Source organism: Pseudomonas sp. 14P5.3.2, assembly GCF_057799175.1.
Genome location: NZ_JBYOKU010000010.1, coordinates 187,768 through 200,127 on the forward strand (window position 1 = coordinate 187,768; position 12,360 = coordinate 200,127).

The following is a 12,360-nucleotide window of genomic DNA, read 5'->3' on the forward strand; positions in this document are numbered from 1 at the left end:
ACAAGAGTAATGACTGATGAAAGAACTCGACCTGTACATCGGTGAAGGTTTCGAAGGCCCGGGCGTGAACGCCGCACACATCAATATCCTGATCGGACCGCGCAACGGCCCGGCCGGGCAGGCGTTCGCCAACAGCCTGGCATCGCCAAGTCAGGGCCATTGCCCGTTCATGGTGATCGCCCAGCCGAACATTCCGGTCAAGCCGATGACCCTGTATGTGAACAAGGCCGCAATCAGCAGTGACCTGCACGGCAACGCCACCTGGGGCGCCTCGCAGGCCGGGATCGCCAAAGCCGTGCTCGAAGCACTGCTCGACGGCACCTTGCCGCCGGAAGCCGAAGACGAGTGGGCCATCGTTACCGCCAACTGGGTCAATCCGGCCTGCGACGACCTCGATACGGTGTACCTGAACAACTACAACGCCTGCCGCACCGCAATCCGCGCCGCCCTCACCGGCAAGCCGGAAACCGCGCAACTGGCCGATGTGGTCAACCACATCAGCAACCCTTTCTACACGCCAAAAGCCTGAGGTCCGCGCCATGCAATACATCCGTTTGGGTAACTCCGGCCTGCAAGTTTCCCGCCTGTGCCTGGGCACCATGAACATGGGCACCCCGGACTGGAAACCGTGGATCTTCAACGAAAAACAGAGCGAGCCGATCGTCGCTCACGCGCTGGACAACGGCGTGAATTTCATCGATCTGGCGGACTTCTATTCTGCCGGCGTCGGCGAGGAAGTGGTGGGGCGCATCGTCAAGCGTCTGGCCCGTCGCGAAGACCTGGTGATCACCACCAAGGTCGGCTACGGCACCCGCAGCGGAATCAATGCCAGCGGCCATTCGCGCAAACACATCATGGACAGCATCAATGCCTCGCTGAAGCGTCTGGACATGGATTACGTCGACGTGTTCATGCTGCATTACTTCGACGTGAACACCCCGGTCGAGGAAACCATGTCGGCATTGAACGATATCGTGCGCTCCGGCAAGGCCCGCTACATCGGCGTGTCGACCATGCTCACCGGGCAACTGGCGAAGATCCTCATGGCCTGCGAGCGCAATGGCTGGGTCAAGCCGATCAACATGCAGCTGCAGTTGAACTGCGCCTATCGCGAAGAAGAGCGCGAGATGATTCCGTTCTGCCGCGATCAGGGCATCGGCGTCTCGGTGTTCAGTCCGCTGGCGCGCGGCCTGCTGACCGGCGACGTGCAGTCGACCCGCAACCAGACCGACTTCTTCACCCAGCAGATGTACAGCGACGAAGCCTCTTTCGAAATCGCGCATTCGGTACAACGCGTGGCCCGCGCCCGTGGCGTGTCGAACGCGCAGATCGCCCAGGCGTGGGTGGCCAACCATCCGGGGGTGGATTGCATGCTGGTCGGCGCGGACACCACGGCGCAGTTCGACAGTGCCCTGGCAGCGCTGGAAACCAGACTCGACGCTGATGAATTGCATGAGCTGGAGCGCAATTACACCCCGTGCGACGTGATCAACGATTACACCGCCGGCAAACGCATCCTGCGCACCGCGCGTCCGGGGCTGGAGCGCTTCACTTTGCAGGGAGCGGTGGCATGAGCGATCTGATCCGTCACGGCCACTTCATCGACGGCCAGTGGGGGCAGGGCGGCGCGACCTATGCGGTGCGCAACCCGGCCAATGGCGAACTGATTGCCGAGGTGCAAAAGGATGGCGCCGAAGCAACCCACCTGGCCATCGATGCGGCCAATCGTGCGCTGCCGGCGTGGCGCAAGCTCACCGCCAAGGAACGCAGCCAGCGCCTGAAACGCTGGAGCGATCTGATGCTCGCCAACCAGAAGGAACTTGCGACGCTGCTCAGTCGCGAGCAGGGCAAACCGCTGGCCGAGGCCATGGGTGAAGTGGTCTATGCCGCGAGTTTCCTCGAGTGGTTCGGCGAGGAAGCCAAGCGTGCCTATGGCGACGTGATCCCCAGCCACAAGGCCGATGCGCGGATCATCGTAGTCAAGGAAGCCATTGGCGTGGTCGCGGCGATCACCCCGTGGAACTTCCCGTTGGCGATGGTCACCCGCAAGGTCGGCCCGGCGTTGGCGGCCGGTTGCACGATGATTCTCAAACCGTCCGAGGAGACGCCATTGTCGGCGTTCGCCCTGGCGGTGTTGGCGGAACAGGCGGGTATTCCGGCGGGCGTGTTCAACATCGTTTCCGGCGATGCGGCGGCGATTGGCGGTGCGCTGCAAGCGTCGAGCATCGTGCGCAAACTGTCGTTCACCGGCTCGACCCGCACCGGCAAACTGCTGATGCGCCAGGCTGCCGACACGCTGAAAAAAGTCTCGCTGGAACTGGGTGGCAACGCGCCGTTCATCGTCTTCGACGATGCCGATCTGGACGCGGCAGTCAAAGGCGCGATGGCCTCGAAATTCCGCAACACCGGGCAGACCTGCGTGTGCGTGAATCGCTTCTTCATTCAGGACAGCGTCTACGAAGCCTTCACCGGCAAGCTTGCCGAAGCGGTTGCGGCGATGCGCGTCGGCAGTGCGCTGGACGGTGAAACCGAGCAAGGCCCGCTGATCAACACCGCCGCATTGGCCAAGGTCGAAAGCCATGTCAGCGATGCCCTTGAGAAGGGCGCCACGCTGTTGTGCGGCGGTCGTCGTCACGCACTTGGCGGCACCTTTTATGAGCCGACCATCCTCACCGAAGTCAACGGCGACATGCTGATCGCCCAGGACGAAACCTTCGGCCCGGTGGCCGCGTGTTTCCGCTTCAAGGATGAAGCCGAAGTGCTGGCGCGGGCCAACGACACGCCGTTCGGTTTGTCGGCGTACTTCTACAGCCGCGATATCGGTCGGGTCTGGCGCATGGCCGAAGGGCTGGAAGCTGGCATGGTCGGGATCAACGAAGGGATCATTTCCACGGAAGTGGCGCCGTTCGGTGGCATCAAGGAATCGGGCCTTGGGCGTGAGGGTTCGAAGTACGGTCTGGATGACTATCTGGAGATCAAATACCTGTTGATGGGCGGTCTCTGACCCCCACCGAGATCTCCATGTGGGAGCGGGCTTGCTCGCGAAAGCGTTGTATCAGTTGGAGCAAATGGTGACTGACACACCGCATTCGCGAGCAAGCCCGCTCCCACATAAACCAAGCAAGAGCTCTGCGTTTCTCCGTCAATAACAACAATTGGAGACGAACATGTCCGCTCAATCGGTAAAAATCGATGACCTGCCCATCGGCCGGTTTCACCTCAAGATCGCCGGACTGACCTTCGGCGCACACTTCACCGACGGCTACATCCTTGGCCTGATCGGTATTGCCTTCACCTTGCTCAGCCCGCAGATGCACCTGGATGCGTTCTGGCAGGGATTGATCGGCGCATCGGCGTTGATCGGGCTGTTTCTCGGCAGCCTGTTTTTCGGCTGGATCTCGGACAAGGTCGGCCGGCAGAAGATATTCCTGGTCAGCTTCGTGCTGATCACCATCGCCTCGGTGATGCAGTTCTACGTCGAAAGCGCGATGAGCCTGTTCCTTTGCCGGGTGCTGATCGGTATTGGCCTGGGCGGCGATTTCAGCGTCGGTCACGCGATGCTGGCGGAGTTCTCGCCGAAGAAACATCGCGGTGTGTTGCTCGGTTCGTTCAGCGTGATCTGGACCTTCGGTTATGTCGCCGCTACGTTCGTGGGGACGGCCATGCTCAGCCTTGGCGACGATGCCTGGCGCTGGATGCTTGCTTCGTCGGCGATCCCGGCGGCGCTGATTCTGATCGCCCGCATCGGCACTCCGGAATCGCCGCGCTGGCTGGTCAATCAGGGGCGCATCGCCGAGGCGCGGGCGATCGTCAAAAAGCATCTGGGTGACAATGTCGAACTGGATGAAACCCGCACCACGGAAACCCGTTCCGGCTATGCGGTGCTGTTCAGTCGCGAGTACCGCAAGCGCACGGCGTTCAACTGCCTGTTCTTCGTCTGCATCGTGATGCCGTACTTTGCGATCTACACCTTTTTGCCGTCGATCCTGCAGAAGATGGGCCTGGCCGAAGGCTTCGGCACCGAGCTGATGTTGAACATGTTGCTGATCCTCGGTGCGTTGATCGGCATCTGGTGCACGATCAAGTTCAGCCGTCGCGGCTTCCTGATCAACTCGTTCATCATCCTCGCGGTGGCGCTGTTTCTGCTGGCGGTGTTGCCGGGTAGTGCGGCGTGGCTGATGGTGCTGGTGTTCGGCGTGTTTACCCTGGTGCTGTCGGCAGTGAGCAATCTGGTCGGGGTGTTCCCGGCCGAGAGCTTCCCCACTGAAGTGCGCGCCAGCGGCATTGGTCTGGCGACGGCGGTCAGTCGTCTGGGCTCGGCGATCAGCACCTTTCTGTTGCCGGTGAGTGTGGCGGGGATCGGCCTCAGTCCGACCATGGGCATTCTTGCGGCGATCCTGGCGATTGGCGCATGGCTGTCGTGGGCGTGGGCGCCGGAGACCAAGTCGCTGACCTTGAGTCAGGCGTGCAAGGCGCAGAGTCCGGTGGAGGGGAGTTCGATTGCGGTGAGTAAAGTCGCCCCGATCTGACGGCGTGCCATCGAACCCTGTAGGAGCTGCCGCAGGCTGCGATCTTTTGATTTTGCTTTTGAAGATCAAAAGATCGCAGCCTGCGGCAGCTCCTACATGTCAGGGATTGCTCACCAGACTCAACCACTCGGTAAACAGCTTCACCTTCGACAAACCCTGCTTGTCATTCGCCACATCCAGCCAATAACCATAAGGGCCGATCACTTCAATCGGGGTGATCGGCAGCAGGCTGCCGTTGGCCAGTTCCTTTTCGATCATCTGCCGGTCGATCACGGCCAGACCACCGCCGGCCAGTGCGGTGTGGATCACCTGATCCAAGGTGCTGAATTCCAGGCCTTGTCCGGCATCGACATCATCGCGGCCCATGGCCGCCAGCCAGTTCTCCCAGACCTGCAAACGCTTGCCGTCGTGCAGGATGTGCAGCAGCGGAAACTGCCGCAGATCCGGTGGCTGAGCGCCGTTGAACAACTCCGGGCTGGCGACGGCGATGTGCCGTTCCATCACCAGTAACTGGCTGGCGCACTGGGGGGACGCCGCGAGGCCGAAACGGATGTGGCAATCGATCTCGGCGAGGCTGTCGTGGCTGGCCTGATTGGTCACGCTGAGGCTGATGTCCGGGTAGCGCTGGCAGAAGGCACGCAGGTGCGGCGACAGCCAGCGCGTGGCCCAGGTCGGTGGCGCCAGAACACGCAGGCGCTGACGCAGGTTGGGCACGCGAATGGCTTGCAGGGCGCGCTCCATGTGGTCGAAGGCTTCGGCCAGATGCGGCTTTAGATTGCTGCCGGCCTCGGTCAGCGACAGGCCTTGCGGCGTGCGCACGAATAGCGCGACACCGAGGTAGTCTTCGAGTTGTTTGATCTGGCGACTGACTGCGCCCTGGGTGACGTTCAGGCCGAGTGCGGCCTGACTGAAACTGCGATGCCGCGCGACTTCTTCGAACACGCGCAGGGTGTTGAGCGAGGGCAGTTGACGCATGGAGGTGGGACCCCAGGTCGAGCGTGTGGCTCGGTTTTATTTTTGTAGGTTTTGTTGGTAGGGGTTATCTGACTATTGGTGAGGAACGGATGCAAGTGTTGTTTGGCAGGACGCCTTCGCGAGCAAGCCCGCTCCCACATGTTTTGTGCCTGACATAAATCCATTGTGGGAGCGGGCTTGCTCGCGAAGGCTGACTTTCAGGCGCAGTAAAATCCGGATCAGAAGTAATACCCGACGTTCACATACACCTGATTCTCCCACTGATCCAGCCCGCCCGCGCCCAGGCTCTGGGTGTAGCTGCTGCCACCGATGTACGGATCGTTCTTGCCAAACAGCCACTCGGTCGCCACCCACAATTTGCTCACTGAAAACGAGCTGCCGAGGATCATTCGCTGGGAGGTCTTGAAGCCGCTGGCGGATTTGTCGAAGGCGCTGTAGTTGGCGTAAAGCTTGACGCCGCTGATCTGATCGAACAGGTATTTGCCGGCCACGTCGTAACTCAGATCCGCCACGTACAGATTGCCGCGACTGGCGACGTTGTAAGTGCCGTCGTAACCGCCGAGGGTCACCAGCTCATCGGTGCCGGCATTGCGCGGCGACATCTGCTGGCGTGCCGCCTGCAACTGCACACCCCACGGGCCGTTCTTGCCCAGGTAGTGCACGGCCACGGCGTTGCGCCGACCGTCGTTATCGGTGTCCTTGTTTTCCAGGGTCGAGGTCAGCCCGGAGATCCCCACTTCGGACTTCCACGGGCCCAGATCCAGGGCTTTCGCCACGCGCAGCACCACGGTGTTGCGTTCCTGGTTGGCGCTGCCGTCAGCCACGTAGCTGTCGGCTTCGGACACGACGCTGGAGTAGGTCACGCCCTTGCTGGTGCCTTTGCCTTGCCACGCCGGGCGCAGGTAGTAACCGGCCTGAATGTTCCAGTCGCCGCTTTGCTGAACGTATTTGGCGCCGACCTGTTGCACGTCTTCGAGGCCGATGACGTTGCCCAGGGTCTCGTAGAAGGTGCTGCCAAAGTACGGCTGCAAGCCGAACGGCACGGTGTTCAGGCCGACCTGCACCTGCTGATCGGGATTGAATTTGTAGCCGGCCCAGGCGAATTTGGCGAACTGAATGTCGCCGTAATTTTTCGTGTACTGGTAGGGGTAGGAGCGACCATAGAAGCGGTATTGCGCCTCGCCGATCCAGGAATCGGAGTTGTACTTGGCGCTGAGAAAAACCGTATCGAGACCGAACTTCTGAATGTCGCGATCCGGGTCCAGGTCCCAGCGCGCACGAATGGCGCCACCCAGGTCGAGGTTGTCGGTAACTTGCACGGCCATCGCCGGAGCGGCAGCGCTGCAGAACAGGACGATAGAGGTGGTGCGCAAACGCAAGGAAGCAGAGAAGGGCATGGAACGGCTCTCGATTGTTTTTATTAGAGATGCCGCGCAGTCTTGCCATCCGCCGGGCGTGGGACAAACGATAAAAACGATGCGCAAACCTGCATCGAATGCATGTTACTCAAAAAATCCTGTAGGACAGTCCGGTACGCTCATGGGATGCTCTGCAACTTGTCAGTGGTTTTCGAGTGCCTTGATATGAAACGCAAAATGCCCGGCCTGAACGCGCTCAAGGCGTTCGAAGTGGCCGGCAGCACCGGCAGCTTCACCCGCGCCGCCGAGCTGCTCAATGTCACCCAGAGTGCGGTCAGCCGTCAGGTGCGGCAACTGGAAGAGCAGCTCGGCGAAAGTCTGCTGGAGCGCCGTCATCACCATCTGGAGCTGACCGCCGCCGGCAAGATCCTGCTGCGGGCACTGCATCAGTCGTTCGACAAGATCGAGCTGACGGTGCGCAGCATCCAGCAGAAAACCCACTCCAACCGTCTGCACATCAACGCACCGCCGACCTTCACCAGTCGCTGGCTGATGCCGCGCCTCGGGCGTTTGCGCGAGCAACACCCGGAGCTGGAACTGAGCATCACCACGCGCTTGCAGGACAGCCTGGCGGAAACCAGTACCCTCGATTGCGCGATCCGCTTTGGCGACGGCGAGTGGGACGGTCTCGACAGTTCGCTGTTGATCCAGGAGCGGCATATCGCGGTGTGCGCGCCATCGCTGTATGCACGGGAGGGAAGCGAACAGGGCATCGACCTCAATCGCCTGACCCTGCTGCATGTGCTGGCCAAGGAAGATCAGCGTTACCTGACCTGGAAACACTGGCTGGACGCGGCGCACATCAGTGGCGTCGATACCCAGGGCGGTTACGAATTCGATTTGCTGGACCTGGCGATTCAGGCAGCGACCGATGGTCTGGGGATCACCATTGCCGACTGGCACATGGTTGCGGCGGAACTGGCCAGCGGGCAATTGACGCAAGTGCTGAATGTGCATGTGGAGGGGCACCAGTCGTACTGGCTGGTGACCCGCCCGGAGCAGACCGAGATGCCGCAGTTGCAGGTGTTTGCGCAATGGCTGCAGGAGGAAATCTGGCTGGCGCAGCGCCAGCTGGAGCCTTCGACCGCAGCCACCTGACACACCCCCAATCCCCTGTGGGAGCGAGCTTGCTCGCGAAAGCGGTGTGTCAGTCACCTGTACGTCACAGTCAGACCGCCATCGCGATCAGGCTCACGCCTGCAGGGGATGTGTGCTTATGTGAAGGTAACCTGCATTTTTCGAATGTTTCACCGCCCTTTAAATCGTTTGTTCAACCCGCCACCGATGACAAGACTGGTGGCATTGATAAAAACAAACGATGGGCGATGCACATGCGAATCGAGCGAAACTTTGTAAACGGCCACTTCATCGAGCCGGCCAGTGCGGCAATGATCGCGGTGTACAACCCCGCCACTGAAGCGCTGCTCGGCCATGTCTCGGCTGCCACCGCCGAAGAAGCCACCGCCGCCGTGGATGCCGCAGCGGTCGCACAAAAGGTCTGGGGCAAACTGACCAGCATCGAGCGCGCCGAACACTTGCGCGCATTCGCCACCGCGCTTGAGGAGCGTGCCGAGTCCATCGGCGCCGCGCTCGCCGCCGAGTCCGGCAAGAGTCTCAGCGACGCGAGCAACGAAGCACGCTATGCCGCGCAGATCACCCGTTACCACGCCGAGTGGGCGCGGCGCATCGAAGGCGAGATCATCCCCAGCGACAGCCCCGACGAAAACCTGTTTCTGCACCGCGAGCCGATCGGCGTCGTCGCGTGCCTGATTCCGTTCAACTACCCGGTCTACACCTTGCTGCGCAAAATTGCCCCGGCGCTGATTGCCGGCAACACCGTGGTGGTGCGCCCGAGCAACAACACCCCGACCTCGGCATTCGAAATCGCCAAAGCGGTTCAGCAGTCGGGCATGCCGGCCGGAGTGATCAATATTCTGACCATGGATCACGCCACCGCTGCCGCGGTGTGCACGCATAAGGCTGTTGGCTTGATTACGCTGACGGGCAGCGTCAACGCCGGGCGCATCGTCCTCGACTACTGCAAGGCCAACATCGCCAAGCCTTCGCTGGAACTGGGTGGCAAGACGCCGGCCATCATCGAAGCCGATGCCGACCTCGAAGCCGCCGCCAGCGCGATCATCGCTTCCAAGACCACCCACTGCGGGCAGTTGTGCACGGCGGTGGAAAGAGTCTACGTGCAGGAAAGCGTCCATGACCGATTCCTCGCGCTGCTCAAGGCCAAAATCGCCGAGGTGAAGTTCGGTGACCGCGCCACCGATGCGAGCCTGATGGGACCACTGGTCAACGCCAGTTCGCAGCGGAACATTCACGCCATGGTCGAGCGTGCCATGGCCGACGGCGCGGTGCTCGAAAGCGGTGGTGTGTTGCCGCAAGGCCCGGGGTATTTCTATCCGCCGACCCTGCTCAGCCACTGCCGCCAGGACATGGAAATCGTTCAGGAAGAAATCTTCGGCCCGGTGCTGCCGGTGCTCAAGTACCGCGACATCGACGAAGCATTGGCCATGGCCAACGACCATCAGTTCGGCCTGTCGTCGGTGCTCTACACCGAGAACTACCGCACCGCGCAGAAAGTCGCCAACGCCATCGAGGCCGGCGAGTTGTACGTCAATCGCACCCCGGCCGACCCGTATCAGGGCTACCACGCCGGTTGGAAACGCTCGGGCCTGGGCGGTGATGACGGCAAGCACGGGATGCTCGAATTCACCCAGACCCGACTCGTGGTCATGAAGTACTGAAACACCGCAACACGCCTCATGCTGCACCTATAAAAACAATTATCAGGGGCGCCCGGAGCACGGGTTGCCCGAGGTCACTTCAATGTCCAAGCATGCATCCTCTGCTGCCGCTGTTCAGGGTTCCAACTCGGCTGTGAAAAGCCGGAGCGACAAGGGAAGTCGCTATTTCCAATTGATGTTGCTGGTGCTGGCCGCCGGTGCGATCTACCCGATTCTGTACCTGCGTCAGGTCTACCAGACCACGATGCTCGAAGTGTTCCAGATCAACCACAGTGAACTGGGCTATCTGTACTCGATGCTCGGCACGATTTTCCTCCTCAGCTACTTGCCCAGCGGCTGGTTGGCGGATCGCATTGCGCCACGCTTTCTGATTTTCTTCTCGCTGGTGGCGACCGGCGCTTTAGGCCTGTGGTACTCGACGGCACCATCGATGACCGGGCTGATGATCATCTTCGGTTGCTGGGGCCTGACCACCGGTTTGACCTTCTGGGCGTCGGTGCTCAAGCGGGTGAAGATGATTGCTCACCCTACCGAGCAAGGGCGCTTTTTCGGCATCCTCGACGGTGGTCGCGGTCTGGTCGAGGCGTTGCTGGCGACGGTTGCCCTGGCGCTGTTCGCCTTCGCCACCGAAACCCGTGGTGAGTCCACTGCCGAAGGCTTCAGGCATGTGGTCTATCTCTATGCCTTCACCTGTATCGCCATCGGCTGTGTGCTGGTGCTGATCAAGGATCCGAAGTCGATGGCGGACACGCCGCCGGTGGAGAAGGGCAAGTTCAACCTGCTCACCGATCTGGCGACCCTGGTGAAAATTCCCGAGCTGTGGCTGGTCACCGCCATCGTGTTCTGCGGCTATCACATCTTCTGGGCGACCTACAGTTTCTCGGACTACCTGCAAGGCAGCGGCCTGACCGCGGTCATGGCCGGCACCATCACCACCATCAAGCTGTGGATGCGCCCCATCGGCGGCATCGGTGGCGGCTGGCTGGGGGACAAGTTCTCGAACATCTCGGTGCTGATCGTCGCGCTGTTGCTGGCGAGTCTGGCGATTGTCGGGCTGATCGTATTCCCGGCGCTCAACAGCATGGGGTTGCTGATCGCCACGGTGATTTTCATTGGCCTGATGACTTACGCGATTCGCGGTTTGTACTGGGCGATTCTCGACAGCTGCAACATTCCGCTGCGCATCACCGGCCTGGCCATCGGCATCGTTTCGGTGGTCGGCTACATGCCGGATGCCTTCATCCCGTTGATCAATGGCTACCTCACCGAGCACTTCCCTGGTGCCCTCGGCTACAAGCTGTACTTCGGTTACATCGCCACCGTTGGCCTGATCGGCACCCTGGCTGCCGTGACCCTGCGTGCCCGAATCAATCGCAAAACTTCAGATAAAGCAGGTGCCTGACATGAAAATCATCGCCCTTGAAACCCATATCGTCGCCGTACCGCCGCCGCACATCGGCGGCATGTACTGGCTGTTCGTCAAGCTCAAGACCGATTGCGGCATCGAAGGCGTGGGCGAGATCTACGCGGCGACGTTCGGCCCCAAAGCCATGCTGCCGATCATCGAAGACGTGTTCGAGCGCTACCTGCTCAATCATGACCCGCACCACATCGAACGCTTCTTCCGTCAGGCCTATTCCAGCGGCTTCACCCAGCGTCCCGACCTGACCATGATGGGCGTGGTCAGCGGTCTGGAAATGGCCTGCTGGGACATCATCGGCAAAGCGGCGAACAAACCGGTCTACGAGTTGCTCGGCGGCAAGGTCAACGAACGTCTGCGTTCCTACACCTACCTGTACCCGGTCAACAGCCGTGGCGAATACGACTACGACGATCCGGATCTGGCGGCTGAATGCGCCGTCGAGAACATGAACAAAGGCTTCACTGCGCTGAAGTTCGACCCAGCCGGCCCATATACCGCGTACTCCGGGCACCAGATCTCGCTGCAGGTGCTGGAGCGCTGCGAAACCTTCTGTCGCAAGATCCGCGAAGCGGTGGGCAACCAGTGCGACCTGCTGTTCGGGACTCACGGGCAGATGGTGCCGTCGTCGGCAATCCGTCTGGCCAGGCGCCTGGAAAAGTACGACCCGCTGTGGTTCGAAGAGCCGGTGCCGCCGGGGCAGGAAGAGGCCATGGCGCAAGTCGCGGCCAAGACCAGCATTCCGATTGCCACTGGCGAACGCCTGACCACCAAGTACGAATTCTTCAAGCTGTTGCAGGCCGGCGGCGCGTCGATTCTGCAGATGAACGTCGCCCGCTGCGGCGGCCTGCTCGAGGCGAAGAAGATCGCCAGCATGGCCGAAGCCTACTACGCGCAAATTGCTCCGCATCTTTACAACGGCCCGATCGGCGCGGCGGCGAGTTTCCAGTTGGCGACCTGCACACCGAACTTCCTGATTCAGGAAAGCATCGAGACCTGGGGCGGCTTCCACGCCGAGATCCTGAAAAAACCGTTGCAGTGGGAGGACGGCTACATCATCCCGTCCACCGAGCCGGGGCTGGGCGTGGAGCTGAACATGGACGTGGTGCGCAAGCATTCGCCGTACACCGGCGAGCGCCTGCACCTGCAAATGGCACCGACTCCGGTTGACGTCAAAGACACCTCGCCGGCCAAGGGCTGACAGAGGCCCATTGTGGGAGCGGGGGTGGTTGGGGGGGAGGGGGGGGGGGGTCACCAACGGC

10 protein-coding genes are annotated in these 12,360 nt (G+C 61.2%); 8 read left to right on the forward strand and 2 right to left on the reverse strand.

Translation table 11 applies throughout. The annotated features are described in order from the left end of the window. The first annotated feature begins 16 nt into the window (after positions 1-16). The 4 genes from fae (at position 17) to AC27VU_RS11235 (ending at position 4,529) form a co-directional block, all read left to right on the forward strand. Entirely contained in the window at positions 17-529 is a 513-nt protein-coding gene (fae, locus tag AC27VU_RS11220) for a formaldehyde-activating enzyme (protein WP_003225910.1), read from the forward strand. 10 nt (positions 530-539) lie between these two features. Continuing rightward, on the forward strand, positions 540-1,574 hold the full coding sequence (locus tag AC27VU_RS11225) for an aldo/keto reductase (RefSeq protein WP_488724073.1): 1,035 nt from the start codon (positions 540-542) through the stop codon (positions 1,572-1,574). Further along, complete coding sequence (locus AC27VU_RS11230) at positions 1,571-3,004, forward strand: NAD-dependent succinate-semialdehyde dehydrogenase (protein ID WP_488724074.1); 1,434 nt, start codon at positions 1,571-1,573, stop codon at positions 3,002-3,004. The genes AC27VU_RS11225 and AC27VU_RS11230 overlap by 4 nt, the downstream gene beginning before the upstream one ends. 163 nt (positions 3,005-3,167) lie before the next feature. Beyond that, complete coding sequence (locus AC27VU_RS11235; RefSeq protein WP_400495750.1) at positions 3,168-4,529, forward strand: MFS transporter; 1,362 nt, start codon at positions 3,168-3,170, stop codon at positions 4,527-4,529. A gap of 99 nt (positions 4,530-4,628) precedes the next feature. On the opposite strand, the gene AC27VU_RS11240 is transcribed toward AC27VU_RS11235, so the two are convergent. Beyond that, entirely contained in the window at positions 4,629-5,504 is an 876-nt protein-coding gene (locus AC27VU_RS11240) for a LysR substrate-binding domain-containing protein (protein WP_045122513.1), read from the reverse strand. A 218-nt stretch (positions 5,505-5,722) separates the two neighbouring features. Continuing rightward, entirely contained in the window at positions 5,723-6,901 is a 1,179-nt protein-coding gene (locus AC27VU_RS11245) for a hypothetical protein (protein WP_488724075.1), read from the reverse strand. Positions 6,902-7,087: 186 nt separating this feature from the next. Here AC27VU_RS11245 and AC27VU_RS11250 point away from each other — a divergent pair, with 186 nt between their 5' ends. The 4 genes from AC27VU_RS11250 to AC27VU_RS11265 all read left to right on the forward strand — a co-directional run bounded on the left by AC27VU_RS11250 (position 7,088) and on the right by AC27VU_RS11265 (position 12,299). Beyond that, entirely contained in the window at positions 7,088-8,020 is a 933-nt protein-coding gene (locus AC27VU_RS11250; protein WP_045122512.1) for a LysR substrate-binding domain-containing protein, read from the forward strand. 233 nt (positions 8,021-8,253) lie between these two features. Next, positions 8,254-9,678, forward strand: a complete 1,425-nt coding sequence (aldA, locus tag AC27VU_RS11255; protein ID WP_488724076.1) for an aldehyde dehydrogenase — start codon at positions 8,254-8,256, stop codon at positions 9,676-9,678. An 82-nt stretch (positions 9,679-9,760) separates the two neighbouring features. Continuing rightward, positions 9,761-11,080: an MFS transporter gene (locus AC27VU_RS11260; RefSeq protein ID WP_488724077.1), complete on the forward strand. Its 1,320-nt coding sequence runs from the start codon at positions 9,761-9,763 to the stop codon at positions 11,078-11,080. Position 11,081: 1 nt separating this feature from the next. After that, the gene (locus tag AC27VU_RS11265) at positions 11,082-12,299 is read left to right on the forward strand and encodes a mandelate racemase/muconate lactonizing enzyme family protein (protein ID WP_488724078.1); all 1,218 of its coding nucleotides are present in this window, start codon (positions 11,082-11,084) and stop codon (positions 12,297-12,299) included. The last annotated feature ends 61 nt before the right edge of the window (positions 12,300-12,360 follow it).

Coding starts and splice junctions, on each gene's coding strand:
- AC27VU_RS11265 (WP_488724078.1), top strand. CDS start 11,082: ATGAAAATCATCGCCCTTGAAACCCATATCGTCGCCGTACCGCCGCCG.
- AC27VU_RS11235 (WP_400495750.1), top strand. CDS start 3,168: ATGTCCGCTCAATCGGTAAAAATCGATGACCTGCCCATCGGCCGGTTT.
- AC27VU_RS11225 (WP_488724073.1), top strand. CDS start 540: ATGCAATACATCCGTTTGGGTAACTCCGGCCTGCAAGTTTCCCGCCTG.
- AC27VU_RS11260 (WP_488724077.1), top strand. CDS start 9,761: ATGTCCAAGCATGCATCCTCTGCTGCCGCTGTTCAGGGTTCCAACTCG.
- aldA (WP_488724076.1), top strand. CDS start 8,254: ATGCGAATCGAGCGAAACTTTGTAAACGGCCACTTCATCGAGCCGGCC.
- AC27VU_RS11240 (WP_045122513.1), bottom strand. CDS start 5,504: ATGCGTCAACTGCCCTCGCTCAACACCCTGCGCGTGTTCGAAGAAGTC.
- AC27VU_RS11230 (WP_488724074.1), top strand. CDS start 1,571: ATGAGCGATCTGATCCGTCACGGCCACTTCATCGACGGCCAGTGGGGG.
- AC27VU_RS11245 (WP_488724075.1), bottom strand. CDS start 6,901: ATGCCCTTCTCTGCTTCCTTGCGTTTGCGCACCACCTCTATCGTCCTG.
- fae (WP_003225910.1), top strand. CDS start 17: ATGAAAGAACTCGACCTGTACATCGGTGAAGGTTTCGAAGGCCCGGGC.
- AC27VU_RS11250 (WP_045122512.1), top strand. CDS start 7,088: ATGAAACGCAAAATGCCCGGCCTGAACGCGCTCAAGGCGTTCGAAGTG.